Annotated in this window: 19 protein-coding genes, 3 rRNA genes and 1 pseudogene; 20 read left to right on the forward strand and 3 right to left on the reverse strand. The window is 68.6% G+C overall.

The window, feature by feature from the left end:
* Positions 1 to 30 precede the first annotated feature (30 nt).
* The gene (locus tag M2266_RS20360) at positions 31 to 1,671 is read left to right on the forward strand and encodes a hypothetical protein (protein WP_277439480.1); all 1,641 of its coding nucleotides are present in this window, start codon (positions 31 to 33) and stop codon (positions 1,669 to 1,671) included.
* 217 nt (positions 1,672 to 1,888) lie between these two features.
* On the opposite strand, the gene M2266_RS20365 is transcribed toward M2266_RS20360, so the two are convergent.
* Positions 1,889 to 2,674 carry a hypothetical protein gene (locus M2266_RS20365; protein ID WP_277441280.1) on the reverse strand — a complete coding sequence of 262 codons (786 nt, stop codon included), beginning with the start codon at positions 2,672 to 2,674 and terminating at the stop codon, positions 1,889 to 1,891.
* 158 nt (positions 2,675 to 2,832) lie between these two features.
* Between M2266_RS20365 and M2266_RS20370 the strand changes: the two genes are divergently transcribed.
* From M2266_RS20370 to M2266_RS20395, 6 genes and pseudogenes are all read left to right on the forward strand, one after another.
* Positions 2,833 to 3,801 (forward strand): Ppx/GppA phosphatase family protein, encoded by a 969-nt coding sequence (locus tag M2266_RS20370; RefSeq protein WP_277439481.1) that lies wholly within the window; start codon positions 2,833 to 2,835, stop codon positions 3,799 to 3,801.
* A gap of 127 nt (positions 3,802 to 3,928) precedes the next feature.
* Positions 3,929 to 4,741, forward strand: coding sequence for a sugar phosphate isomerase/epimerase (locus M2266_RS20375; RefSeq protein WP_277441281.1), 813 nt, complete (start codon positions 3,929 to 3,931; stop codon positions 4,739 to 4,741).
* Positions 4,738 to 5,445 carry a TetR family transcriptional regulator gene (locus M2266_RS20380; RefSeq protein WP_277439482.1) on the forward strand — a complete coding sequence of 236 codons (708 nt, stop codon included), beginning with the start codon at positions 4,738 to 4,740 and terminating at the stop codon, positions 5,443 to 5,445. Before M2266_RS20375 ends, M2266_RS20380 begins: the two co-directional genes overlap by 4 nt.
* 184 nt (positions 5,446 to 5,629) lie before the next feature.
* Positions 5,630 to 7,472, forward strand: a pseudogene (gene ilvD, locus M2266_RS20385) (dihydroxy-acid dehydratase).
* A gap of 209 nt (positions 7,473 to 7,681) precedes the next feature.
* Complete coding sequence (locus tag M2266_RS20390) at positions 7,682 to 8,230, forward strand: hypothetical protein (RefSeq protein WP_277439483.1); 549 nt, start codon at positions 7,682 to 7,684, stop codon at positions 8,228 to 8,230.
* 91 nt (positions 8,231 to 8,321) lie between these two features.
* The gene (locus tag M2266_RS20395; RefSeq protein WP_277439484.1) at positions 8,322 to 9,080 is read left to right on the forward strand and encodes a class I SAM-dependent methyltransferase; all 759 of its coding nucleotides are present in this window, start codon (positions 8,322 to 8,324) and stop codon (positions 9,078 to 9,080) included.
* A gap of 273 nt (positions 9,081 to 9,353) precedes the next feature.
* On the opposite strand, the gene M2266_RS20400 is transcribed toward M2266_RS20395, so the two are convergent.
* Positions 9,354 to 9,815 carry a hypothetical protein gene (locus tag M2266_RS20400; RefSeq protein WP_277439485.1) on the reverse strand — a complete coding sequence of 154 codons (462 nt, stop codon included), beginning with the start codon at positions 9,813 to 9,815 and terminating at the stop codon, positions 9,354 to 9,356.
* A gap of 150 nt (positions 9,816 to 9,965) precedes the next feature.
* Between M2266_RS20400 and M2266_RS20405 the strand changes: the two genes are divergently transcribed.
* From M2266_RS20405 to proC, 3 genes are all read left to right on the forward strand, one after another.
* Complete coding sequence (locus tag M2266_RS20405) at positions 9,966 to 10,766, forward strand: ABC transporter ATP-binding protein (RefSeq protein WP_277439486.1); 801 nt, start codon at positions 9,966 to 9,968, stop codon at positions 10,764 to 10,766.
* 237 nt (positions 10,767 to 11,003) lie between these two features.
* The gene (locus M2266_RS20410) at positions 11,004 to 11,702 is read left to right on the forward strand and encodes an ABC transporter permease (RefSeq protein WP_277441282.1); all 699 of its coding nucleotides are present in this window, start codon (positions 11,004 to 11,006) and stop codon (positions 11,700 to 11,702) included.
* A gap of 133 nt (positions 11,703 to 11,835) precedes the next feature.
* Complete coding sequence (gene proC, locus M2266_RS20415) at positions 11,836 to 12,645, forward strand: pyrroline-5-carboxylate reductase (protein WP_277439487.1); 810 nt, start codon at positions 11,836 to 11,838, stop codon at positions 12,643 to 12,645.
* A gap of 54 nt (positions 12,646 to 12,699) precedes the next feature.
* On the opposite strand, the gene trpS is transcribed toward proC, so the two are convergent.
* The gene (gene trpS, locus M2266_RS20420) at positions 12,700 to 13,689 is read right to left on the reverse strand and encodes a tryptophan--tRNA ligase (protein ID WP_277439488.1); all 990 of its coding nucleotides are present in this window, start codon (positions 13,687 to 13,689) and stop codon (positions 12,700 to 12,702) included.
* Positions 13,690 to 14,523: 834 nt separating this feature from the next.
* Here trpS and M2266_RS20425 point away from each other — a divergent pair.
* The 10 genes from M2266_RS20425 (at position 14,524) to M2266_RS20470 (ending at position 25,554) form a co-directional block, all read left to right on the forward strand.
* Positions 14,524 to 16,047: ribosomal RNA gene (locus tag M2266_RS20425) — 16S ribosomal RNA — on the forward strand.
* 291 nt (positions 16,048 to 16,338) lie between these two features.
* A 23S ribosomal RNA gene (locus M2266_RS20430) occupies positions 16,339 to 19,463 on the forward strand.
* Between the two features lie 78 nt (positions 19,464 to 19,541).
* Positions 19,542 to 19,658 (forward strand): 5S ribosomal RNA (gene rrf, locus M2266_RS20435).
* Together the 16S, 23S and 5S rRNA genes form the textbook arrangement of a ribosomal RNA operon.
* A gap of 83 nt (positions 19,659 to 19,741) precedes the next feature.
* Positions 19,742 to 20,404, forward strand: a complete 663-nt coding sequence (locus M2266_RS20440; RefSeq protein ID WP_277439489.1) for an HAD family hydrolase — start codon at positions 19,742 to 19,744, stop codon at positions 20,402 to 20,404.
* Positions 20,405 to 20,452: 48 nt separating this feature from the next.
* Positions 20,453 to 21,652: an MFS transporter gene (locus tag M2266_RS20445; protein ID WP_277439490.1), complete on the forward strand. Its 1,200-nt coding sequence runs from the start codon at positions 20,453 to 20,455 to the stop codon at positions 21,650 to 21,652.
* Positions 21,621 to 22,796 carry an acetoin utilization protein AcuC gene (locus M2266_RS20450; RefSeq protein ID WP_277439491.1) on the forward strand — a complete coding sequence of 392 codons (1,176 nt, stop codon included), beginning with the start codon at positions 21,621 to 21,623 and terminating at the stop codon, positions 22,794 to 22,796. Before M2266_RS20445 ends, M2266_RS20450 begins: the two co-directional genes overlap by 32 nt.
* A gap of 123 nt (positions 22,797 to 22,919) precedes the next feature.
* A complete protein-coding gene (locus M2266_RS20455) occupies positions 22,920 to 23,735 on the forward strand; it encodes a phosphatase (protein ID WP_277439492.1) in 816 nt (271 codons plus the stop codon).
* 128 nt (positions 23,736 to 23,863) lie between these two features.
* Complete coding sequence (locus tag M2266_RS20460) at positions 23,864 to 24,076, forward strand: helix-turn-helix domain-containing protein (protein ID WP_164297503.1); 213 nt, start codon at positions 23,864 to 23,866, stop codon at positions 24,074 to 24,076.
* 115 nt (positions 24,077 to 24,191) lie between these two features.
* Positions 24,192 to 24,290: an AURKAIP1/COX24 domain-containing protein gene (locus M2266_RS20465; protein ID WP_003948845.1), complete on the forward strand. Its 99-nt coding sequence runs from the start codon at positions 24,192 to 24,194 to the stop codon at positions 24,288 to 24,290.
* A gap of 220 nt (positions 24,291 to 24,510) precedes the next feature.
* The gene (locus M2266_RS20470) at positions 24,511 to 25,554 is read left to right on the forward strand and encodes an NAD-dependent epimerase/dehydratase family protein (RefSeq protein WP_277439493.1); all 1,044 of its coding nucleotides are present in this window, start codon (positions 24,511 to 24,513) and stop codon (positions 25,552 to 25,554) included.
* The last annotated feature ends 2 nt before the right edge of the window (positions 25,555 to 25,556 follow it).

The following is a 25,556-nucleotide window of genomic DNA, read 5'->3' on the forward strand; positions in this document are numbered from 1 at the left end:
GTGCTCCGGCCGTCCTACCGTCGCCGGGTGATGAGCAGGCAGGAGATCCAACCCCAGGACGCCGGTACCGGCCCTCGCACCGGTACGCACCGCAAGCACCGGGCGGCGTCGCGGACACGCCCCGAAGCGCGTCCGGAACAGCGCGACCGCAAGGACCGGCGCCCGCACGGCACGCTGCCGATGCAGCCTCCGGCCCACTACGAGCCCTATCTGGACGGGCTGTTCACCTACTGCCTCTCCGTCCTCTGCGAGCACGACGCCGCCGCGGCCGCGCTCGGCGAGGTGCTCGCCCTCGCCGAGCGGCAGCGTGGCCGGCTTCGTGACGCCGGGCTGCGCCGTCCCTGGCTCTACGCCCTCGCCCGCTGGTCCTGCCGCCGCCGCCTGGCGGCCGGCCGGCCCGAGGTGCCCCGCATGTCGGTGGCGGTCGCCGACGAGCGCCGCGGCCGGCTGGCCGCCCTCGCCTGGCCGGAGGCCGCGGGCACCACCCCCGAGCAGCGCGAGGCGCTCGAACTCGCCGTCCGCCACCAGCTCCCGCCGCACGAGGTCGGCCACGTCCTCGGCATCGAGCCGGACGCGGCCCGCGCGCTCCTCGCCCGCGCCGCCTGCGAGGTCGAACGCACCCGCGCCGCCCTCGCCGTCGTCGAGGTCGGCACCTGCGCCGCCGTCGGGCGGCTGGCCGGTGACACCCAGGTGCTGCTCGGCCCGGCGCTGCGCCGGGAGCTCGTACGGCATGTCGACGAGTGCCCGGAGTGCCGGCTCACCGCCGAGCGCGCCGTGGGCGCCTCCTGGCCGGGCGCCGCCACCACCGCGGCGACCGCCGTCCTCACCATGCTCGAAGCGCCGCGGTCCGCCGCGTACGCCGCCCTCATGTACTCCCTGCGCGACGGCGCCGGCCGCAGCCGCGAGGGCACCCCGCGCTTCGACCGGCGCGGCTTCCCCCTCGACCACCGGGACCGCGCCGCCCGCCTCGCCCAGTTGCGGCACCGCGCCATCACCACCACGGTCGTCGCCGCCGTCGTCGCGGCGCCGGTACTCGCCCTGTGGGCCGCCTACCGCGGCGCGCCGATCGGTGCGGACGAGCCGGGCGGCATCTCCGCCAGCGAACCGGACGCCGACGGCATCGACGGCCACCCGTACGAGAAGGCCGGCAGCACCGGAACCGGCGACGCCCGGCAGCCGGCGGCCGGGCGGGCGCCGGGAACGACCGTCAGCGTCGCCACGTCCGCCCCTCCCGGCTCGGCCACCCCGCAAACCTCCGCCCCAGGCGCCGGCCACCTCACCGTCACCGCCGGATCCCACGGCGGCACCACCGTCATCACCCTCACCGCGAGCGGCGACGCCCCCGTCCACTGGGCCGCCTCCACCGCCGCCCACTGGCTCCACCTGAGCGCCATCGCGGGAGACCTACGCCCCGGCGAGTCGGCCACGATCGCCGTAACGATCATTCACGCCGCCGAACCCCCCACCCCCTGGACCGCCCACATCCTCCTGACCCCCTCAGGAGCGGCAATCACCATCCAGGGCACCCCGACACGCCCCACGCATACCCCGACCCCGGCACCGACCCACACGACGCCGACTTCAACCCCCGCCCCGACCCTCACACCGACGCCGGACCCCACCCCGACCCCCACCCCGAGCGAGTCGACGCCGGCCCCGTCGACGACCTGAGAGCCGAGCGCGCGCGGCCCCCCGGACCTAGGCCGTGTCTGACGAATCCCGCCTGGCCCGGGACGCCTGGCACGCGCGCTCTCCCCCAGCTACCGCTGGGAGGGGCCCCCAGTTGTCGGGCCCGCCCCGGTACGTCCAGTACAGGGGCGACCCTCCGCCGTGCGATCGCACGCACCAGACGCCCCGGGCCCGCCCTCCGGGCGGACGCCGGTATGTGTCAGACACGACCTAGGCCGGGCGGCACGGGATCCGCCGGATGCGGAGCCATCGGCAGCAACGAAGCCAGCCGCGCCTCGCACAACTCCGCCAACCGCGAATACCCCGCCACCCCCATGAGCTCCGTCAGCTCCGGCCGGTACGACACATAAACCGGCTCGCCCGCCCCATGCGCCGACGTCGCACTCGTGCACCACCAGTGCAGGTCGTGCCCGCCCGGCCCCCACCCCCGCCGGTCGTACTCGCCGATGGACACGACCAGAACCCGCGTCTCGTCCGGCCGGTCCACCCAGTCGTACGTGCGCCGGATCGGCAGCTGCCAGCACACGTCGGGCTTCGTCTCCAGCGGTTCCTTGCCCTCCCGGAGGGCAAGAGCGTGCAGCGCGCACCCCTGTCCGCCGGCGAAACCGGCGCGGTTGCTGAAGATGCAGGCACCGTCGACCACGCGGGTCTGACGTTCGCCGTCCTCGTTGACCATGGCCCAGGCGCCCGCCTTCTCCGTGCCCAGGTCGTGGAACTGCCAGGTCTCGGGTGTGAGCCGGGCGGCGTGGCCGGCGACACGCTGCTCGTCCTCCTCGTCGGAGAAGTGCGCGCCCAGCGAGCAGCATCCGTCGGCGGCGCGGCCGGCGACGATGCCCTGGCAACCCTGGCCGAAGATGCAGGTCCAGCGTGAGGTGAGCCAGGTGAGGTCGCAGCGGAACAGCTGCTCGTCGTCGGCCGGGTCGGGGAACTCGACCCACGCGCGGGCGAAGTCCGGACCGGCCTCGTCCGGCACGGCAGCCGGCACCGAGACGGTTGCGGATCCCCGCGGGGACGTTTTCGACTGCTTGAGCTTCTTTGCCACGTTCTTCGCCACGTTGCCAGGGTAGATCGCCGGGAGCGCGGACAGCGTCTGCTGCGGCCCCCGCACCATGTGCGGCGCTGATGGGCGCTAGCGTCTGTCCCATGCGACTCGGAGTGCTCGACGTGGGTTCCAACACCGTTCACCTGTTGGTGATGGACGCGCACCCGGGTGCGCGCCCGCTGCCGGCCTACTCCCACAAGGCGGAGCTGCGCTTGGCGGAGCTGCTCGACGATCACGGGGCGATCAGCCTGGAGGGCGTCGACCGGTTGGTGGCGACGCTCGCGCAGGCACTGCGTATCGCCGAGGACAAGGGCGCGGAGGACGTGCTGGCGTTCGCCACCTCGGCGGTCCGTGAGGCGGCCAACGGCGAGGCGGTGCTGGCGCGGGTCGCCGCCGAAGCCGGCGTGACGCTCACGGTGCTGTCCGGCGAGGACGAGGCCCGGCTCACGTTCCTCGCGGTGCGCCGCTGGTTCGGCTGGTCGGCGGGCCGGCTGCTGGTTCTGGACATCGGCGGCGGCTCCCTCGAAGTCGGTTACGGCATGGACGAGGACCCGGACGCGGCGGTCTCGCTGCCGCTCGGCGCGGGCCGGCTGACCAGCGCCTGGCTGCCGGGCGATCCGCCGGCCACCGACGATGTGCGCGCGCTGCGCAAGCACGTCAGGGCCGAGATCGCCCGGACGGTCGCGGAATTCTCGCGGCTCGGCCGCCCGGACCACACGGTGGGCACGTCGAAGACGTTCAAGCAGCTCGCCCGGATCGCGGGCGCCGCGCGCAGCGCCGACGGCGCGTACGCCCAGCGGTCGCTGACCCGCAAGTCGCTGGAGGAGTGGGTGCCCCGGCTGTCGACGATGCGCAGGGTCGAGCGCGCGCAGCTGCCCGGGGTCTCGGAGGGCCGCGCCGGTCAGCTGCTGGCGGGAGCGCTGGTGGCGGAGGCGGCGATGGACCTCTTCGGGGTCGCGGAGCTGGAGATATGTCCCTGGGCGCTTCGCGAAGGCGTGATTCTGCGCAAACTCGATCTCATGGGGAACGAACGCGGCTCCATGTTGACCGTGTCACGTCGGCGCAGATGAGAGTGCCGTTCGGCTGACCGGTCGCCGTACGCTGTCTCCCGTGGCTGAACGAGCGGACCATAAGGCGTACGCGGACCGACAGGCGTTCGGTGTCCCCGCGCCCGGAGGAGCCCCGGCGCCCGGACACGTGGTGCGCGTGCCGGACGCGAAGGTCGCGCTGTCCACGGCCTCCGTATATCCGGAGTCGACGGCGACGGCGTTCGAGATCGCGGCGCGGCTGGGTTACGACGGCGTCGAGGTCATGGTGTGGACCGACCCGGTCAGCCAGGACACAGAGGCGCTGCGCCGGCTCTCGGACTACCACCGGGTCCCGATCCTCGCGGTGCACGCGCCGTGTCTGCTGATCACCCAGCGGGTGTGGTCCACAGACCCGTGGATCAAGCTCCAGCGGGCGCGCGCGGCGGCCGAGACGCTGGGCGCGTCGACCGTCGTCGTCCATCCACCGTTCCGGTGGCAGCGCAACTACGCGCGCGATTTCGTGCGGGGCATCTGGCGGATGGCGGACGAGACCGACGTCCGCTTCGCCGTCGAGAACATGTACCCGTGGCGGTACCGCGACCGCGAGATGCTCGCGTACGCACCGGACTGGGACGTCACCAAGGACGACTACCGGCACTTCACGGTGGACCTGTCGCACGCCTCCACGTCCCGCAGCGCGGCTCTGGACATGGTCGACCGGATGGGCGACCGGCTCGCGCACGTCCACCTCGCCGACGGCAACGGATCGGCCAAGGACGAGCACCTGGTGCCCGGCCGGGGCGGGCAGCCCTGTGCCGAGCTGCTGGAACGGCTCGCGCTGAGCGGATTCACCGGCCATGTGGTCGTCGAGGTCAACACACGGCGGGCGATGTCCGCCGCCGAACGTGAGGCCGACCTCGCCGAGGCGCTGGCCTTCACCCGGCTCCACCTGGCCACGGCGGCCCGGGTCCCCGGCGCGTGACGGGCGGGGCGCGGGGCGAGCCGCGGGAAGGGCCGGAACCATCGGGATCGCCGCGGAAGCCGGATGCGGGAGCCCGGAAGTCCGTACCGAAGGCCGAACCGGCGAACGAGCCGCGCCGCCGCGGACGCCCCAGCGGGACGCGGGCCGGGGCGACCGACTCGCGGGACCGCATCCTGTCCGCCGCCCGCGCCGAGTTCTCCGCGCACGGCTACGACAAGACGTCGGTCCGTTCGGTCGCGAAGGCGGCGGGGGTGGACCCGGCGCTGGTGCACCACTACTTCGGCACCAAGGAGCAGGTCTTCGCGGCGGCGATCGAGCTGACCTTCGAGCCCGCGCTGCACGTCCCCGACGTGGTGGGGCCGGGCCCCGACGGGATCGGCGAACGGCTCGCCCGCTACTTCCTCGGAGTCTGGGAGAGCCCGGCGACGCGCGGCCCGCTGCTGGCCGTGATCCGGTCCGCGCTGACGCACGAGACGGCGGCGGCCGTGCTGCGCGGGTTCCTGCTGCGCCGGCTGCTGGAGCGGATCGCGGAGGACCTGCGGGTGCCGAATCCGAGGCTGCGGGCGGAGCTGGCCGCGTCACAGATGGTCGGCATCGCGATCCTGCGCTACGTGATCAAGGTCGAGCCGCTGGCCTCGGCCGACGTCGAGGACATCGTGGCGCTGGTCGCGCCCACGCTGCAGCGCTACCTGACCGAGGTATGACGGTCGAGGTATGACGGTCGAAGTATGACGGCCGTGGCATGACGACCGATCCATAGCGGCGGCGTCTGCGACGTGACCGGGATATGAGCCATTCGTCCCGCATTCCGGACAGACTGTCCAGAGCGTGGAACCACGGCGTACTGTCGGAAGGATCCGAGGACGAACTTGAGGGAGTGGAGCTACCGTGCCCGATCTGAGGTCACGAACGGTCACCCACGGCAGGAACATGGCGGGGGCCCGCGCCCTGATGCGCGCCTCCGGCGTGGCCAGCGCCGACATCGGCAAGCCGATCATCGCTGTCGCCAACAGCTTCACCGAGTTCGTACCGGGCCACACCCATCTCCAGCCGGTCGGCCGGATCGTCTCCGAGGCGATCCTGGCGGCGGGCGCCGTCCCGCGTGAGTTCAACACCATCGCGGTCGACGACGGCATCGCGATGGGCCACGGCGGCATGCTCTACTCGCTGCCCCTCGCGCGACCTGATCGCCGACTCCGTCGAGTACATGGTCGAGGCGCACTGCGCGGACGCGCTGATCTGCATCTCGAACTGCGACAAGATCACGCCGGGCATGCTGATGGCCGCGCTGCGCCTCAACATCCCGGTCGTATTCGTCTCCGGCGGCCCGATGGAGGCCGGCAAGGCCACCCTCGTCGACGGCACGGTCCGCAAGCTCGACCTGGTCAACGCGATCTCCGACGCGGTCGACGAGAACGTCTCGGACGAGGACATCCTCCGCATCGAGGAGAACGCCTGTCCGACCTGCGGCTCGTGTTCCGGCATGTTCACCGCCAACTCGATGAACTGCCTCGCCGAGGCGATCGGCCTGGCGCTGCCCGGCAACGGCTCCGTGCTGGCCACCCACACCGCCCGCAAGGCGCTGTACGAGGACGCCGGCCGGACCATCGTCGAGATCACCAAGCGCTACTACGAGCAGAACGACGAGACGGTCCTGCCGCGCAACATCGCGACCCGCGCGGCCTTCGAGAACGCCGTGGCGCTCGACATCGCCATGGGCGGCTCGACCAACACGATCCTGCACCTGATGGCCGCCGCCCAGGAGGCCGAGGTCGACTTCTCCATGGCGGACATCGACGCGCTCTCGCGCCGGCTGCCCTGCCTGTCCAAGGTCGCGCCCAACGGCGACTACTACATGGAGGACGTGCACCGGGCGGGCGGCATCCCCGCCATCCTCGGCGAGCTCTACCGCGCCGGCCTGCTGAACGAGGACGTGCACACCGTGCACTCGCCCTCGCTCGCCGACTGGCTCAAGAGCTGGGACATCCGCGGTGGCTCCCCGTCGCCCGAGGCCGTCGAGCTCTTCCACGCCGCCCCCGGCTGCGTCCGCTCCGCGTCCGCCTTCTCGCAGTCCGAGCGCTGGGACACCCTCGACACGGACGCCGCGGGCGGCTGCATCCGCGACGCCGCGCACGCCTACTCCACCGAGGGCGGCCTGGCGATCCTGTACGGCAACCTCGCCGTGGACGGCTGCGTCGTGAAGACCGCGGGTGTCGACGAGTCGATCTGGACCTTCGAGGGCCCCGCCGTCGTGGTGGAGTCCCAGGAGGCCGCGGTCGACGCGATCCTCACCAAGCGCGTCAAGGAGGGCGACGTCGTCGTCATCCGCTACGAGGGCCCCAAGGGTGGCCCCGGCATGCAGGAGATGCTCTACCCGACCTCGTTCCTCAAGGGCCGCGGTCTGGGCAAGGCCTGCGCGCTCATCACCGACGGACGCTTCTCCGGGGGCACCTCGGGGCTGTCGATCGGCCACTGCTCCCCGGAAGCGGCGTCCGGCGGCACCATCGCCCTCGTCGAGGACGGCGACCTGATCCGCATCGACATCCCGAACCGGGGCGTCAACCTCATCGTCCCCGACGAGGAACTCGCGGCCCGTCGCGAGGCGCTGGGCGGCGTCTACGCCCCCAAGGACCGCGTGCGCAAGGTCTCGCCGGCGCTGCGCGCCTACGCCGCGATGGTGACGAGCGCGGACACGGGCGCGGTCCGCGACGTCAGCAAGCTCGAAGGCTGAGGACGTCAGGCTCCAGGGCTGAGGACGTCAGCAAGCTCGAAGGCTGAGGACGTCAGCTAGCTCAAAGGCTGAGAACCTAACCTCCCGCTGCCCCGGCCGGTCGATCCCGACCCGCCGGGGCAGCGGTGCGTCCAGGTGTCGGAGGCCCGAATTCCCGATACGCCCCTTTCCGGTACTCGCGGGCCAGGCCGTTCGGCGATAATCGAACCGTGGACGACAACCCCCAGACCCAGCCGCACGACCAGCCGGAACCCGCGGCCTCCGACGGCCCCCGGCCCGAGCCCCTCCGCTTCTTCGGCACGACCTGGGTGGACCACGACGGCGGCTACGCGCTGCGCCGCGCCGGCGTCGCCGTCGGCGCGCTGGCCGCCGCCGCGGCGGGCGCGTTCGTGCTCCGCTTCGGCTTCCAGGGCCTGAGCATCGCGAAGGTGGGCACGTTCGTCGGGCTGCTCGTCGTCGTCGCCTTCGCCGTCTGCAGCGCGCTGGCCTTCCGCAAGACGTGGGAGGGCTTCACCCGGCGCCCCGAGCCCGGCGGCAGGGGATCCGACGCGGCGGCGGGCTCCGCCCAAGGCATCCTGCTGATCGGCTTCATCGGCACCCTGCTCGCCTATGCGGTCCGCGCCCTCATCGAGGCCCCCGGCGAGAAACTGCACCGCGCCGAGTACGAGCGCGCCCGCGAACTCCACACCCGCCGCCGCACCACCCGCACGGGCAACCCGGCCGCCCGCGCCGCGGCCAAGAAGCGCAAGCGGGGCTGACGGCCGGGTCCGTCGCTCGGCGACGGCTGACAGCCGATTCCCGGTCTCGGCGACGGCTGACAGCCGTCCCCGGTCTCGGCAGAATGTTCGTATGACGTCGTCGTCGCATGCCGCCCTGGCCCGCTCGTTCGACAGGGTCGCGGCCGAGTACGCGGCCTCCCGCCCCACGTACCCGCCGGAGCTGTTCGACGCCGTCGAGGAACTCTCCGAGCGGTCACTGACGGGTGCCACGGTGATCGACGTCGGCGCCGGTACCGGCATCGGGACCCGGCTGCTGGGGGAGCGCGGAGCGCGCGTCACCGCCGTGGAGCCCGGCGCCGGCATGGCGGCGCAGTTCGGAGCCGCGCTGCCCGCCGTCCCGCTCGTGAGGGCGGACGGGAACGCGCTGCCCTTCGCGGACGGCGCCGCGGACTTCGTGACGTACGCCCAGGCCTGGCACTGGACCGACCCGGCCCGTTCGGTCCCCGAGGCGCTGCGCGTACTGCGCCCGGACGGCGCGCTGGCGATGTGGTGGAACATGCCCGACCTGAGCCACCGCTGGATCGCCGCCCAGGAGGCGCGACTCGCCGAGCGCTGCGCCGGCTACCGGCCGCCCGGCTTCCCGCAGACCGTCCCCGGCCTGCTCGCGCACTTCGCGGTCCGCGTCAGGACCCGTTCCATCCGGTGGTCCCGCCGCATCACGGTGGACGACCGCCTCCGCACCCTCGCCACACACTCGTTCCTCGCGGTGATGGGCGCGGCGGCGGACCCGGTCCTGCGCGCGGAGCGGGAGGAACTGCGCACGCTCTTCCCCGACGGGACGCTGGACGAGCCGTACGTCACGAACGTGACGGTGGCCCACCGGGCCTGACGGCCCGGCCGGGCGGCTGGGAACGCCGCCCCCGTCGGGGCTCGCCTGATCCGACCCGGACAAGCCTCCGTCCGAGCTGGGCCGGACGCTCCCTGGCAGGAGGCGGGTAGGCCCCGCCGCCGGCAGACAAGCCCGTCCGGCCTGGACAAGCCTCCGTCCGGGGCCCGGGCCAGACGCCCCCCGTGGCGGCCACCTGAGCCACCGCGGCGGGTGGACAAGCCCGGGCACGAACTCCGCCCCCGGGCCGGCTCATCCCCCGACCCGCCCGGAGGGCTACCCGCGGCGCGAAGCGGCGACCACGCCGACCGTGCCCACCACGGCCGCCACGATCGCGCCGCGCCACAGGCCGTCCCACAGGCTGCCGAAGAAGCCCTCGCTGCTCAGGATCTGACGCATCACGAAGTCGGAGACGAAGAGCAGAGCGGCCGGGACCACCGCCACCTGCCATGGGTGCGCGCGTGCCCACCGGCGGATGCGCCGGTCGGTCCTGGCGCTGCTGCCGAGCACCGCGCCGGCGCCGCCGACGAGGAAGAAGAGCATCAGGGCGACGGACAGCGCACTGACGACCATGCCGAGTCCGAAGTCACCCCCGATGGCATGGAGCGCGAGCGAGACTCCGCCGCCCAGCGCTCCTACGGCCGCGGCGGGCCGCCAGGGCCCGAGCGTCGCCGAGGCCACGGCCAACTGCCGCTTCTCGGACCTGGTCACATCGATGTCGCGGGATGAACGCCTCATACCGCCACGGTCCTGCGGCAGCCCCGTGAACGCCATAGGGGATGACCCTGAGCAGACCCCCGGCCCGACCCGGACGACCCGGACGACCCGGACCGCGCCCGCACGCCGCGAACGCTTGACGAGAGCCCTTCGGCGGAGCATATTCATCACATGATGAATAAATTTGAACCCGCGGTACGAGCCGACGGCCTCACCGTCGTCCGCGGCACCCGCACCGTCCTGAACGGCATCGGGTTCACCGTCCCGCGCGGTCAGGTCACCGGCCTGCTGGGCCCCAGCGGCTGCGGCAAATCCACCCTCATGCGCGCGATCGTCGGCACCCAGGCGCACGTCACCGGCACCCTCGACGTCCTGGGCCTCCCCGCCGGACACCCCCGGCTCCGCTCCACCGTCGGCTACGTCACGCAGGCGCCGTCCGTCTACACCGACCTCACCGCGCGCCAGAACCTCGACTACTACGCGTCCGTCCTCGGCCTGACCCGCGCCGGCCGCCGCGATCACGTCGATCGAGCCCTCACCGACGTCGACCTCGTCTCGCACGCCGACTCGCTCGCCGGGAACCTCTCCGGCGGTCAGTGCGGACGCGTCTCGCTCGCGGTCGCCCTGCTCGGCGAACCCGAACTCCTCGTCCTCGACGAACCCACCGTCGGCCTCGACCCCGTCCTGCGCCGCGACCTGTGGAACCTCTTCCACCGCCTCGCCGACGAACGCGGCGCCACCGTCCTGATCTCCTCGCACGTCATGGACGAGGCCGAACGCTGCCACCGCCTGCTGCTCATGCGCGAGGGCGGCATCCTCGCCGACGACACCCCCGACGGGCTGCGCGAGTCCACCGGCTCCGCCACGGTCGAGGAGGCGTTCCTGCACCTCGTGGACGCGGCCAACGCCGGACCGAACCACCCCTCGAACGTCGTCACCCTCCCCGACACCCGCCAGGAGCAGGCCAAATGAGCACCCAGCAGCCGCCCGCCAGCACCTTCCCCCAGACTCCGTCCGGGGGGACCCCCAAGACTCCGTCCGGGGGGAACTCCGAAACTCCGTCCGGGGGGTCCTCCAGAACTCCGTCCGGGGGGAACTCCGAAACTCCGTCCGGGGGGAACTTCCCACCGGCTCTCCCACACCCGGCACGAAACGCGGGCTCCCAGGGCGTTCTCCCTCACGCGCACGTTCGCCACCGCCCGCCGGGTCCTGCGCCAGCTCGGCCACGACCCCCGCACCATCGCCCTGATGCTGGTCGTCCCCTGTGTGCTGCTCGCGGTGCTGAGCTGGGTCTACGACGGCAAGCAGCACACGTTCGACCAGGTCGGAGCGTCACTCCTCGGCATCTTCCCGCTCATCCTGATGTTCCTGGTCACCTCGATCGCCACCCTGCGCGAACGCACCTCCGGCACGCTGGAGCGACTGCTGTCGATGCCGCTGGGCAAGGCCGACCTGCTCGGCGGCTACGCCCTCGCCTTCGGCGGCGTCGCCGTCGTCCAGGCCTGCCTCGCCACCGGCCTCGCCGTCTGGGGGCTGGGTCTCGACGTCGTCGGGTCGCCCTGGCTGCTCCTCGTCATCGCCCTCGCCGACGCCTTCCTGGGCATCGCCCTCGGCCTCTTCGTCAGCGCCTTCGCGGCCAGCGAGTTCCAGGCCGTCCAGTTCATGCCGGCCGTGCTTCTCCCGCAGCTGCTGATGTGCGGACTCCTCGTCCCGCGCGACACCATGCAGCCGGTGCTCGCCGCCGTCTCCGACGTGCTCCCCATGTCGTACGCGGTCGACGGCATGACCCAGGTGCTCCAGCACTCCGGAGTCACCGGCGACTTCGTCCGCGACCTGGCCGTCGTCGCTGCCTGCGCCCTGCTGGCCCTGGCCCTGGGAGCGGCGACCCTCCGCCGCCGTACCCCCTGAGACCGGTGGGCCCGTACCGGCAGCCCCGTAGTACCCGCAGCCCCGTACCGGCAGTCGGACGGCGAAGCCGTCGGCGGCCGTCCTGGTGCGAGGATGGCGGCGAAAGCCCCCGTATCGCTTGAGGTGAGCCGCCATGACCCAGAAAGTCGCCGTACTCGGCACCGGCAAGATCGGCGAGGCCCTCCTCTCCGGCATGATCCGGGCCGGCTGGTCGCCCGGCGACCTGCTCGTCACCGCCCGGCGTCCGGAGCGTGCGGAGGAGCTGCGCACCCGCTACGGCGTCGAGGCCGTGAGCAACGCGGAGGCGGCCAAGGCCGCCGACACCCTCATCCTCGCGGCGAAGCCGCAGGACATGGGTGCGCTCCTGGACGAGCTGGCGCCGCACGTCGCCGCCGACCGCCTCGTCATCAGCGCGGCCGCCGGCATCCCGACCGCGTTCTTCGAGGAGCGGCTCACGGAGGGCCTCGCGGTCGTCCGCGTCATGCCGAACACGCCGGTGCTGGTCGACGAGGGCATGTCGGTCATCTCCGCGGGCAGCCACGCCACCGAGGCGCACCTCGTCCGCACCGAGGACATCTTCAAGCCGGTCGGCAAGACGCTGCGCGTCCCCGAGAAGCAGCAGGACGCCGCGACCGCGCTGTCCGGCTCGGGGCCCGCGTACTTCTACTACCTGGTCGAGGCGATGACCGACGCCGGCATCCTCCTCGGCCTGCCCCGGGCCCAGGCGCACGACCTGATCGTCCAGTCGGCGATCGGCGCGGCCGTCATGCTGCGCGACAGCGGCGAGCACCCGGTGAAGCTGCGCGAGGCGGTGACCTCACCGGCGGGCACCACCATCAGCGCCATCCGCGAACTGGAGAACCACGGGGTGCGCGCCGCGCTGATCGCCGCCCTCGAGGCGGCCCGCGACCGCAGCCGCGAGCTGGCCTCCGGCAACGGCTGAGGTGCGGAGGGGCGGGCTCACAGTCCGCCCCTCCGCACCTTTGTCATCCGGCGGTCACAGCAGCCCGATCGCCCGGTAGGCGGCGTCGACCGTCGGGCGCGCGAGGGCCCGTGCCCGCTCGGCGCCGTCGCGCAGCACCTCGTCGAGGTACCCGGGATCGGCGCAGAGCGCGGAGTGGCGTTCCTGCAACGGCCGCAGCAGCTCGACGACCGCCTCCGCCACGTCCTTCTTCACCGCGCCGTACGAGTCGTACTCCGCGGCCAGCGCCGCCGGCTCCCCACCGGTGCAGGCGGCCAGGATCTCCAGCAGGTTCGCGAGCCCCGGCCGTTCCGCCCGGTCGTACTCCACCTCGGAACCGCTGTCCGTCACCGCCCGCATGACCTTCCTGCGGATCACCGCGGGCTCGTCGAGCAGGGAGACGGTCCCGGTCGTCACCGCCGCGGACTTGCTCATCTTGGAAACCGGGTCCTGCAGATCCATCACCCGCGCCGCCACCGGCGGCAGCACCGCACGGGGCACGGTGAACGTGTGCCCGTACCGCTGGTTGAAGCGGGACGCCAGATCACGGGTGAGCTCCACGTGCTGCGCCTGATCGACGCCGACCGGCACCTCGTCGGTCCGGTACGCCAGGATGTCCGCCGCCATCAGCACCGGATAGGTGAGCAGGGAGACCCGAACCGTCTGCTGTTTCGCGGATTTCTCCCTGTACTGGATCATGCGACGCAGTTCTCCGTCGGTGGCCGTGCACTCCAGTACGTAGGACAGCCGGGTGTGCTCTTCCACGTGGCTCTGCACGAATACGGTGCACACCTTCGGATCGAGTCCGGCTGCCAGCAGGAGTGTCGCCATCTGGCGCGTGAGCCGTCGCACCCGAGCCGGTTCGTGCTCGGTGGTGAGCGCGTGCAGATCGACGACGCTGAAGAGCGAGTCCTCCGGGTGCGGGCTCCGGTGCTGGTCGACGGAGACCCAGCGTTGGATGGCCCCGAGGTAGTTCCCCAGGGTGAGGTGCCCGGACGGTGTCACTCCGCTGAAGATGCGCGTCATCTCAGAGACTTCTTCCTTGTCGTGGCCGCCGCTGTCGCCGGCCGGGCGTCAAGGTCGAGATACGCGAACGGCCGCCGAAGCGGCGGCCGTTGGGTGCATGCGCTGCGAGGGTCGGCCGCCTTCAGGCGGCCCACCACTGTTGGGTGTGCGCATGCGTCGTCATGCGCCTCAGGGTACTCCCGAGTGGTCCGGTGGGCACGGGGTTGACGACGGCGGGTCGCGTGCGTAGTGTTCTCCGAGTTGCCCGCCGGTGAACGCCGACGCGAGTCGGTCCCGAGGCAGCCACTCCGATCACCACAACCACTCGAACGAACGACGTGTTGTCGTTTTGTTTTCGTGCGCGTTTTCGGAATGGGAACGGAAAGCGGCCGATTTGGATCGGAAGCCGGAGTTCCGCTAAAGTTTCACTCGCCGGAAGGGCCTAACGGCCCGGATGGCAAGCCCCGCTGACTGGGGGTCAGGCCCGAAAGGTTCTGATAGAGTCGGACTCGCCGGAAAGCGCGAAAGCGAAGAAGGCGAAACCCGCTGACTGGGAATCGGACACGAAAGCGTCTGATAGAGTCGGAAACACGAAGGGAAGCCCGGAGGGCGCCGGAAACGGCACCAAAGGAAGCGTCCGTTCCTTGAGAACTCAACAGCGTGCCAAAAGTCAACGCCAGACTTAAAACACCCCGGGCGGAACCCATACGGGTTTCGTTTGGTGGTTCCTTTGAAAAAGTCCTTTCGCCCTCCGGTCCTTCGGGACGGGAACTGGCGGGAGGCGAATAACACAGCGAGGACGCTGTGCACCACGGGCCTTATTCCGGCCGGTGGTGCCGCTCTTGCGTGGAGACATTCACGGAGAGTTTGATCCTGGCTCAGGACGAACGCTGGCGGCGTGCTTAACACATGCAAGTCGAACGATGAAGCCTTCGGGTGGATTAGTGGCGAACGGGTGAGTAACACGTGGGCAATCTGCCCTTCACTCTGGGACAAGCCCTGGAAACGGGGTCTAATACCGGATAACACTTACCTCCTCCTGGGGGTGGGTTAAAAGCTCCGGCGGTGAAGGATGAGCCCGCGGCCTATCAGCTTGTTGGTGGGGTAATGGCCTACCAAGGCGACGACGGGTAGCCGGCCTGAGAGGGCGACCGGCCACACTGGGACTGAGACACGGCCCAGACTCCTACGGGAGGCAGCAGTGGGGAATATTGCACAATGGGCGAAAGCCTGATGCAGCGACGCCGCGTGAGGGATGACGGCCTTCGGGTTGTAAACCTCTTTCAGCAGGGAAGAAGCGCAAGTGACGGTACCTGCAGAAGAAGCACCGGCTAACTACGTGCCAGCAGCCGCGGTAATACGTAGGGTGCGAGCGTTGTCCGGAATTATTGGGCGTAAAGAGCTCGTAGGCGGTCTGTCACGTCGGATGTGAAAGCCCGGGGCTTAACCCCGGGTCTGCATTCGATACGGGCAGACTAGAGTGTGGTAGGGGAGATCGGAATTCCTGGTGTAGCGGTGAAATGCGCAGATATCAGGAGGAACACCGGTGGCGAAGGCGGATCTCTGGGCCATTACTGACGCTGAGGAGCGAAAGCGTGGGGAGCGAACAGGATTAGATACCCTGGTAGTCCACGCCGTAAACGTTGGGAACTAGGTGTTGGCGACATTCCACGTCGTCGGTGCCGCAGCTAACGCATTAAGTTCCCCGCCTGGGGAGTACGGCCGCAAGGCTAAAACTCAAATGGAATTGACGGGGGCCCGCACAAGCAGCGGAGCATGTGGCTTAATTCGACGCAACGCGAAGAACCTTACCAAGGCTTGACATACACCGGAAAGCCGTAGAGATACGGCCCCCCTTGTGGTCGGTGTACAGGTGGTGCATGGCTGTCGTCAGCTCGTGTCGTGAGATGTTGGGTTAAGTCCCGCAACGAGCGCAACCCCTGTTCTGTGTTGCCAGCATGCCCTTCGGGGTGATGGGGACTCACAGGAGACTGCCGGGGTCAACTCGGAGGAAGGTGGGGACGACGTCAAGTCATCATGCCCCTTATGTCTTGGGCTGCACACGTGCTACAATGGTCGGTACAATGAGCTGCGATACCGCAAGGTGGAGCGAATCTCAAAAAGCCGGCCTCAGTTCGGATTGGGGTCTGCAACTCGACCCCATGAAGTCGGAGTTGCTAGTAATCGCAGATCAGCATTGCTGCGGTGAATACGTTCCCGGGCCTTGTACACACCGCCCGTCACGTCACGAAAGTCGGTAACACCCGAAGCCGATGGCCCAACCCGCAAGGGAGGGAGTCGTCGAAGGTGGGACTGGCGATTGGGACGAAGTCGTAACAAGGTAGCCGTACCGGAAGGTGCGGCTGGATCACCTCCTTTCTAAGGAGCATTCTGGCTGCGATAGCAGTCCAGGGCCATTACGCCGGCATACGTTCGGCGGTGGTTGCTCATGGGTGGAACGTTGACTATTCGGCACACTGGGAATCCGGAAGCAAGTACTGCTTCGGCGTGGAAAGCGTCTGGATTGCTGGTGGGTCGGGCACGCTGTTGGGTCCTGAGGGAACGAAAGTCCCCTCTCGACGCCGGCCTCACCAAACTTCGCTTTCGGGCGTGGGGGTGTGGGGGAGGGTTCGTTGCTTGAGAACTACATAGTGGACGCGAGCATCTGTAAGGCAAGTTTTTAAGGGCGCACGGTGGATGCCTTGGCACCAGGAACCGATGAAGGACGCGAGAGGCCGCGATAGGCCCCGGGGAGCTGTCAACTGAGCTGTGATCCGGGGGTGTCCGAATGGGGAAACCCGGCAGTCGTCATGGGCTGTCACCCATACCTGAACACATAGGGTATGTGGAGGGAACGCGGGGAAGTGAAACATCTCAGTACCCGCAGGAAGAGAAAACAACCGTGATTCCGGGAGTAGTGGCGAGCGAAACCGGATGAGGCCAAACCGTATGCGTGTGATACCCGGCAGGGGTTGCGCATGCGGGGTTGTGGGATCGTACTTTCATCGTCTGCCGGCGATGAGGCGAGTCAAAAACCGTATGGATAGGCGAAGGACATGCGAAAGGTCCGGCGTAGAGGGTAAGACCCCCGTAGCTGAAATCTGTACGGCTTGCTTGTACGACACCCAAGTAGCACGGGGCCCGAGAAATCCCGTGTGAATCTGGCGGGACCACCCGCTAAGCCTAAATATTCCCTGGTGACCGATAGCGGATAGTACCGTGAGGGAATGGTGAAAAGTACCGCGGGAGCGGAGTGAAATAGTACCTGAAACCGTGTGCCTACAAGCCGTGGGAGCGTCGGATCACATGCTTGCATGTGATCTCGTGACTGCGTGCCTTTTGAAGAATGAGCCTGCGAGTTTGCGGTGTGTGGCGAGGTTAACCCGTGTGGGGTAGCCGTAGCGAAAGCGAGTCCGAATAGGGCGAATGAGTCGCGCGCCCAAGACCCGAAGCGGAGTGATCTAGCCATGGGCAGGTTGAAGCGGAGGTAAGACTTCGTGGAGGACCGAACCCACCAGGGTTGAAAACCTGGGGGATGACCTGTGGTTAGGGGTGAAAGGCCAATCAAACTCCGTGATAGCTGGTTCTCCCCGAAATGCATTTAGGTGCAGCGTCGCGTGTTTCTTGCCGGAGGTAGAGCACTGGATAGGCGATGGGCCCTACCGGGTTACTGACCTTAGCCAAACTCCGAATGCCGGTAAGTGAGAGCGCGGCAGTGAGACTGTGGGGGATAAGCTCCATGGTCGAGAGGGAAACAGCCCAGAGCATCGACTAAGGCCCCTAAGCGTACGCTAAGTGGGAAAGGATGTGGAGTCGCAGAGACAACCAGGAGGTTGGCTTAGAAGCAGCCATCCTTGAAAGAGTGCGTAATAGCTCACTGGTCAAGTGATTCCGCGCCGACAATGTAGCGGGGCTCAAGCGTACCGCCGAAGTCGTGTCATTCCCGTGTGAAGCCCTAACGGGTGCGGGGATGGGTAGGGGAGCGTCGTGTGCCGGGTGAAGCGGCGGCGGAAGCCAGTCGTGGACGGTACACGAGTGAGAATGCAGGCATGAGTAGCGATACACACGTGGGAAACGTGTGCGCCGATTGACTAAGGGTTCCTGGGTCAAGCTGATCTGCCCAGGGTAAGTCGGGACCTAAGGCGAGGCCGACAGGCGTAGTCGATGGACAACCGGTTGATATTCCGGTACCCGCTTTGAAACGCCCAGTATCGAACCCTCTGATGCTAAGGCCGTGAAGCCGTCCTGGAGCCTTCGGGCAAAGGGGAGTGGTGGAGCCGCCGGTCCAAGGTGGTAGTAGGTAAGCGATGGGGTGACGCAGGAAGGTAGTCCAGCCCGGGCGGTGGTTGTCCCGGGGTAAGGGTGTAGGGCGTGTGATAGGCAAATCCGTCACACATTAAGTCTGAGACCTGATGCCGAGCCGATTGTGGTGAAGTGGATGATCCTATGCTGTCGAGAAAAGCCTCTAGCGAGTTTCATGGCGGCCCGTACCCTAAACCGACTCAGGTGGTCAGGTAGAGAATACCGAGGCGTTCGGGTGAACTATGGTTAAGGAACTCGGCAAAATGCCCCCGTAACTTCGGGAGAAGGGGGGCCACAACTGGTGAGGGAACTTGCTTCCTGAGCTGGGGGTGGCCGCAGAGACCAGCGAGAAGCGACTGTTTACTAAAAACACAGGTCCGTGCGAAGCCGTAAGGCGATGTATACGGACTGACGCCTGCCCGGTGCTGGAACGTTAAGGGGACCGGTTAGTCACATTTCGGTGTGGCGAAGCTGAGAACTTAAGCGCCAGTAAACGGCGGTGGTAACTATAACCATCCTAAGGTAGCGAAATTCCTTGTCGGGTAAGTTCCGACCTGCACGAATGGCGTAACGACTTCTCGACTGTCTCAACCATAGGCCCGGTGAAATTGCACTACGAGTAAAGATGCTCGTTTCGCGCAGCAGGACGGAAAGACCCCGGGACCTTTACTATAGCTTGATATTGGTGTTCGGTTCGGCTTGTGTAGGATAGGTGGGAGACTGTGAAGTCATGGCGCCAGCCATGGTGGAGTCGTCGTTGAAATACCACTCTGGTCGTGCTGGATGTCTAACCTCGGTCCGTGATCCGGATCAGGGACAGTGTCTGGTGGGTAGTTTAACTGGGGCGGTTGCCTCCTAAAGAGTAACGGAGGCGCCCAAAGGTTCCCTCAGCCTGGTTGGCAATCAGGTGTTGAGTGTAAGTGCACAAGGGAGCTTGACTGTGAGACTGACGGGTCGAGCAGGGACGAAAGTCGGGACTAGTGATCCGGCGGTGGCTTGTGGAAGCGCCGTCGCTCAACGGATAAAAGGTACCCCGGGGATAACAGGCTGATCTTCCCCAAGAGTCCATATCGACGGGATGGTTTGGCACCTCGATGTCGGCTCGTCGCATCCTGGGGCTGGAGTCGGTCCCAAGGGTTGGGCTGTTCGCCCATTAAAGCGGTACGCGAGCTGGGTTTAGAACGTCGTGAGACAGTTCGGTCCCTATCCGCTGCGCGCGTAGGAATATTGAGAAGGGCTGTCCCTAGTACGAGAGGACCGGGACGGACGAACCTCTGGTGTGCCAGTTGTCCTGCCAAGGGCATGGCTGGTTGGCTACGTTCGGAAAGGATAACCGCTGAAAGCATCTAAGCGGGAAGCCTGCTTCGAGATGAGTATTCCCACCCCCTTTGAGGGGTTAAGGCTCCCAGTAGACGACTGGGTTGATAGGCCAGATGTGGAAGCCCGGTAACGGGTGGAGCTGACTGGTACTAATAGGCCGAGGGCTTGTCTAACTATTTTTGCTTCGCGTCCACTGTGTAGTTCTGAAGTAACGAACCGTGCTGATACCCGGTTGGTTAACTTCATAGTGTTTCGGTGGTCATAGCGTTAGGGAAACGCCCGGTTACATTCCGAACCCGGAAGCTAAGCCTTTCAGCGCCGATGGTACTGCAGGGGGGACCCTGTGGGAGAGTAGGACGCCGCCGAACAATCTTTGAGAAGAAGCCCCTCAGGCAATAGCCTGAGGGGCTTCTTTGCGTTCCGGCCCCGCGCGTTCTCTAGAGTGGTCGCCATGCGCTATGAGCTGATCATCTTCGATAACGACGGCGTCCTGGTGGACAGCGAGCCGATCTCCAACCGGATCCTGGCCGGCTATCTCACGGAACTCGGGCACCCGACGTCGTACGAGGACTCCATCCGCGACTACATGGGCTCCGCCATGCACCGGGTCCACGAGCTGGTGCTGGCGCGGTCCGGGCGGCAGCTGCCGGAGGAGTTCGACGACGTCTTCCACGGGCGGGTCTTCGAGTCCTTCCGTCGCGACCTCCAGCCGGTGCCCGGGGTCGCGGACGTCCTGGGGAAGCTCACGGCGGACGGTGTGCCGTTCTGCCTCGCCTCATCGGGGAGCCATGAGCGGATCAGGGTGGCGCTGCACACGACCGGGCTCTTCGAGCACTTCGGTGAGGAGCGCATCTTCAGCTCGCAGGACGTCGGGCGGGGGAAGCCGGCGCCCGACCTCTTCCTGCACGCGGCGCGGGTGATGGGTGCCGATCCCGCTCGGTGCGCGGTCGTCGAGGACAGTCCGCTGGGCGTACAGGCGGCCGTGGCCGCCGGGATGGACGTGTACGGCTTCACGGCGATGACTCCCGCGGCGAAGCTCCAGGACGCCAACGCCCTGTTCAGCGACGCCCGTGAGCTTCCGGATCTGCTCACGACCCGATCATCCAACTTGTGACCCGCAGCACCTACTCATCCGTAGCTTCGGGATCTACGCTGCTCGCTCATGGACGCATCTCTGCGGCATGGCCGGGCCTCGCTGGCGGTCAGCTTCTTCAGCCAGGGCGTGGTCTTCGCTCTGCTCGTGACCCGTATTCCGGCGATCCAGGACCGTTACGGGATCAGTGACGGGCTGCTGCCGGTCTTCCTCGCCGCGGTTCCCGTGCTGGCCGGTGCGGGGAGTGTGGCGACCGAGCACCTGGTGAAGCGGGTGCGGCCCAGCGTCGTACTGCGGTGGGTCCAGCCGCTGGTGGCGCTGGTCCTGGTCGCGGCGGGTGCCGGGAACGCGATGTGGCAGATAGCCGTGGCGCTGGGCCTGTTCGGCATCTGTGTCGGCGGGCTCGACGCCTCCATGAACATGCTGGGTGTGAGCCTGCAGCGCACCTACGGCCGCAGCATCATGCTCGGCTTCCACGCCGCCTACAGCCTCGGCGGGATCACCGGCGCCTCGCTGGCGTGGGCGGGCGCGCACTGGCACCTGTCGCTCGCGGTGCTCTACGCGCCGGTCGCGGTCGTGCTGATCCCCTTGGTGCTGGTGGCGAGCCGCTGGTACGTGGACCAGCGCGCGGAACCGGTGGCCGAGGGCGCGGAAGCTCCGGTGGCGACCCCTGTGGTGATGCGGCTGCTGCTGCCGCTCTGCCTGGTGATGTCCTTCGCGTACATCGGCGACTCGACGGTCTCCAACTGGAGCGCGAAGTACCTTCAGGACACCCTCGGCAGCTCCGATCAGCTGTCCACCGTCCCCTACAACATCTACATGGTGACGACGCTGCTCGGCAGGGCGGCCGGGGACCTCGGTGTGCGGCGCTTCGGCGGGGCCGCCGTGGTGCGGTTCGGGACGGTGCTGGCCGCGATCGGCTTCGGGGTGGTGGCGGCGGCTCCGGGCCCGTGGGTCGGGATGCTGGGGTTCACGCTGCTGGGGTTCGGGCTCTGCGTCATCGTGCCCACCACGTTCGCCGCTGCGGGACGGCTCTTCCCCGGCGCCTCGGACACGGCCATCGCGCGGCTGAATATCTTCAACTACGTCGGGTTCCTGATCGGCGCCCCGCTGGTGGGGGCGATCGGTGACGCGTGGAGCTACCGGGGCGCGATGCTGATCCCGATGGTGCTGGTGCTGGCGACGCTCCTCTATGCCAAGTCGTTCGACACGGGCGAGGCCCGATACGGTGTCGGCCATGAGCGGCCGCGCACAGTTGATGTGGGATGAGCAGGTAACCGAGTACGACTTCGGCCCCGGGCATCCGATGGACCCGGTGCGGTTGTCGCTCACGATGCGGCTGGTGGAGGCTTTCGGGCTGGACCAGAAGCTCAAGGTGACCTCCGCGCCGGCCGCCGGGGACTCCACCCTCGGGCTGGTGCACCGCGCCGACTACGTGGCCGCGGTGCGGCGGGTCTCCGCCGATCCGCGGTCGGTCGAGCAGGCCTACGGCCTCGGTACCGAGGACAATCCGGCCTTCGCCACCATGCACCGGGCAGCCGCGCTGATCGCCGGGCAGTCCGTCGGGGCGGCGGAGGCGGTGTGGAGCGGCGACGTCGCTCACGCGGTGAACTTCGCGGGCGGGCTGCACCACGCGATGCCGGGCTCCGCCGCGGGCTTCTGCGTGTACAACGACGCGGCCTTGGCGGTGGCGCGGCTGCTGGAGCTCGGTGCGGAACGGGTGGTCTACGTGGATGTCGACGTGCATCACGGGGACGGGGTGCAGGCGGCCTTCTGGGACGATCCGCGCGTCCTGACGATCTCGCTGCACGAGCACCCGCGGACGCTGTTCCCGCAGACCGGCTGGCCGGAGGAGACCGGGGGCGCGGGCGCGGAGGGCGGGGCGGTGAACATCGCGCTGCCGGCCGGAACGGGCGACGCGGGGTGGCTGCGCGCGTTCCACGCGGTCGTACCGGAGCTGATCGCGGCCTTCGGCCCGCAGGTCGTCGTCTCGCAGCATGGGGCGGACACCCACTTCGAGGACCCGCTGGCGCATCTCGCGGTCAGCCTGGACGCCCAACGCGCGGTCGCCGAGGCGTGCCACCAGTTGGCGCACGAGCACGCGGAGGGCCGCTGGGTGGCGCTCGGCGGGGGCGGCTACGCGGTGACGGACGTCGTACCGCGCTCCTGGACGCATCTGGTGGCGATCGCCGCGGGCGCGCCGCTCGACCCGGCCGCCGAGACTCCGGAGCCGTGGCGGCACGAGGTGTACCGCGCGACGCGGGCGATGGCGCCCGCGCGGATGACGGACGGTCGCCACCCGGTGCGCTGGCGGAGTTTCGAGGACGCCGGGTACGACCCGGCGGACCGGCTCGACCAGGCGATTTTGGCCACCCGCCGGGCGGTGTTCCCCCTGCACGGCCTGCTGGCCTGAGTCCCCGGCACGGGCGGGCGGGGCGGGGACGCGGGATGGGTGGTAATGGTGCCAATCACCCGCAAGGGGTGTGTTTTGCGGTTTCGGGGGGTCAGCGGGGGCGCAGCAGGCAGTATCGGGGGCGTGCTGAGTGTCGGCGCGCTGCGCGCGCATCTGCTGGCGGCCCGGCTGGCCGGTCCCGTGGCGACGCCCCGGGAGAAAAGTCTGCTCAGTTATCGGTTGTTCGCGGCGCGGGATCCGCGCCTGACGCTCGGTCTCGACCCCGAAGGAACGTGGGGTACGGCGGAGTTGCTCAGGTTGATGGCCGAAAGATGTGGGGTCTCACCGGACCCCGGGCACACTTCGGGGCAGGATGTGATCGACCCCGACTGCACGGTGGCGGCGCTTGACGCTTTCGCGGAACGTTTGGGTCGGGCAGCGGCCGACCGGGTTCCGGTACTGATCGGAACGGGTCATCCGAGCCGGCTTCTGGGCTTCTACGCCGCGTTGGCCGCGGCATTGTCGGCGGCAGGATGTCCTGTCCTCACCTCGGCGCACGGTCGACGTGTCGACATTCCGACCCGATTCGGGCTACGCCAGCACAACCTTTGGTACGTAGGCGGAGTCGCGATGGTCCGCACCGCGGACGCGGATGTCACGTACGACGAGCCCGGCACGCACACGCACTCCCCTCTCCCGGTTCGCGCGGCACTGGCCGCCGCGGCCGGCCACGGCGGGGTGCTGCCGGGGCTGGTGGTCGGTGATCACGGGTGGGTCTGCGGGGCTGGTCAGCTGGGCATCGAGGCGATCGGGCTGGCGGACGCCGATGATCCGGCCGTCTTCGTGGCCGAGGCGGAGGGCCGGGTTTCCGTCGCGGTTCCGCTTGATGACGCTGTGCGGTCTGATTACTACCGACCGCTTACACGCTATGTACTCAATCGAGCGTGTCTGTCACAGTAGTCAACCGATCGCAACTCCTCTTCCCCACTTGCATCACCCGCACCTAATCTGGGGAGGAGCGCACGTGCCTGCTGGAGTCACCGGAGGGGAAGCCGGTGGCCGTCATGTGCGGAAGGTTCAGGTGTGTCATGGCTGCTAGCGACAGGCCTCTCAACGAGGTCGTTTTCCTGACTGTGGCGGAGGTCGCCTCAGTAATGCGTGTGTCCAAGATGACCGTGTACCGATTGGTGCACAGTGGCCATCTGCCGGCGATCCGGGTGGGCAGGTCCTTCCGGGTGCCAGAACAAGCCGTCCACGACTACCTGCGTGAGTCCTACGTGGGGGTGGGGGAATCCGCCTGACGGCCTCATCGGTCGCCTCGGTTCTACCCGCCCCCTCAGGGCGGGTAGGCTTGGCCGACGTAGGTCGTGTGGGCTCGGACGCCCCGCACCGAGTGAAAACGAAGCGAGGGTAGTCGTGGGCTCTGTCATCAAGAAGCGGCGCAAGCGTATGGCCAAGAAGAAGCACCGCAAGCTGCTGAAGCGTACGCGTGTGCAGCGTCGCAACAAGAAGTAAGCGAGCCACTCGCTGCACTTCCCTGCCCTCCCACCACCGTGCTCCGTGCGGCGGTGGGAGGGCAGCGGCGTTCCCGGGGTGGTTAGGGCACTCGGGGGTAGCCGAAGGCCCGGGGCGTCCGCCGCACGGGGGGCGTTCCCGGCCGGCGGCCCCAGGCCGTCATCACAGCGCAACAACGAACCGATACGGTGCGTACATCCCTGATGGAAGGCGCTGAATCGTGGGCAAGGTGGTGCTCGTCACCGGAGTCGCGCGAAAGCTGGGCGGCCGGTTCGTCCGCCGGATCCAGCATGATCCGGACGTGGACCGGGTGATCGCCGTGGACGCCGAGGTGCCCGAGCACCAATTGGGCAGCGCGGAGTTCGTCCGCGCGGACATCCGGCACCCGATGATCGCCAAGGTGCTCGCCCAGCACAACGTCGACACCGTGGTGCACATGGACGTCAGCGGCACCCCGCTGGGCTCCGGCGGCCGGACGCAGGTCAAGGAGACCAACGTCATCGGCACGATGCAGCTCCTGGGGGCGTGCCAGAAGGCCCCGACCGTGAGCCGCCTCGTGGTGAAGTCGACGACCAGCGTCTACGGCTCCGCGCCCCGCGACCCGGCGGTGTTCACCGAGACCATGCCGCCGAAGTCGCTGCCCAGCGGTGGCTTCGCGAAGGACGCGGTCGAGGTCGAGGGTTATGTGCGCGGGTTCGCGCGCCGCCGGCCCGACGTCGCGGTGGCGGTCCTGCGATTCGCCAACATCCTCGGCCCGCAGGCCGACTCCCCGCTCGCCGAGTACTTCTCGCTGCCGGCGCTGCCGACGGTGTTCGGCTACGACCCGCGGCTGCAGTTCGTGCACGAGGACGACGTGACCGACGTGCTGGTCCTCGCCTCGCTCGACCCCCGCCGGGGGACGCTCAACAGCGGCACGTTCAACATCGCCGGCGATGGCGTCCTGCTGCTGTCGCAGACCGCCCGACGGCTCGGCCGGCCCACCGTCCCGGTGCTGCTGCCCGCCGTCACCTGGATCGGGCAGATGCTGCGCACGGCGGGGGTCACGGACTTCTCGCCGGAACAGATCCGGCTGCTGACCCACGGCAGAGTGGTGGACACCACCCAGATGCGTGAGACGCTCGGTTTCGTGCCGCGGTACACCACGGCCGAGACCTTCGGCGACTTCGCCCGGAGCCGTGGTCCCGGCCTGCTGCCGCCCGACCGGCTCGCCCGCACGGTCGACGCGATCGCCGCCGCGCTTCCCGCGGGCGCCAACCGGACGTAGAG

Origin of the sequence: Streptomyces sp. SPB162 (genome assembly GCF_029504575.1) — a bacterium.
GTDB lineage: Bacteria > Actinomycetota > Actinomycetes > Streptomycetales > Streptomycetaceae > Actinacidiphila.

Coding starts and splice junctions, on each gene's coding strand:
- M2266_RS20360 (WP_277439480.1), top strand. CDS start 31: ATGAGCAGGCAGGAGATCCAACCCCAGGACGCCGGTACCGGCCCTCGC.
- M2266_RS20370 (WP_277439481.1), top strand. CDS start 2,833: ATGCGACTCGGAGTGCTCGACGTGGGTTCCAACACCGTTCACCTGTTG.
- M2266_RS20395 (WP_277439484.1), top strand. CDS start 8,322: ATGACGTCGTCGTCGCATGCCGCCCTGGCCCGCTCGTTCGACAGGGTC.
- M2266_RS20400 (WP_277439485.1), bottom strand. CDS start 9,815: ATGAGGCGTTCATCCCGCGACATCGATGTGACCAGGTCCGAGAAGCGG.
- M2266_RS20405 (WP_277439486.1), top strand. CDS start 9,966: ATGATGAATAAATTTGAACCCGCGGTACGAGCCGACGGCCTCACCGTC.
- proC (WP_277439487.1), top strand. CDS start 11,836: ATGACCCAGAAAGTCGCCGTACTCGGCACCGGCAAGATCGGCGAGGCC.
- trpS (WP_277439488.1), bottom strand. CDS start 13,689: ATGACGCGCATCTTCAGCGGAGTGACACCGTCCGGGCACCTCACCCTG.
- M2266_RS20440 (WP_277439489.1), top strand. CDS start 19,742: ATGCGCTATGAGCTGATCATCTTCGATAACGACGGCGTCCTGGTGGAC.
- M2266_RS20445 (WP_277439490.1), top strand. CDS start 20,453: ATGGACGCATCTCTGCGGCATGGCCGGGCCTCGCTGGCGGTCAGCTTC.
- M2266_RS20450 (WP_277439491.1), top strand. CDS start 21,621: ATGAGCGGCCGCGCACAGTTGATGTGGGATGAGCAGGTAACCGAGTAC.
- M2266_RS20460 (WP_164297503.1), top strand. CDS start 23,864: ATGGCTGCTAGCGACAGGCCTCTCAACGAGGTCGTTTTCCTGACTGTG.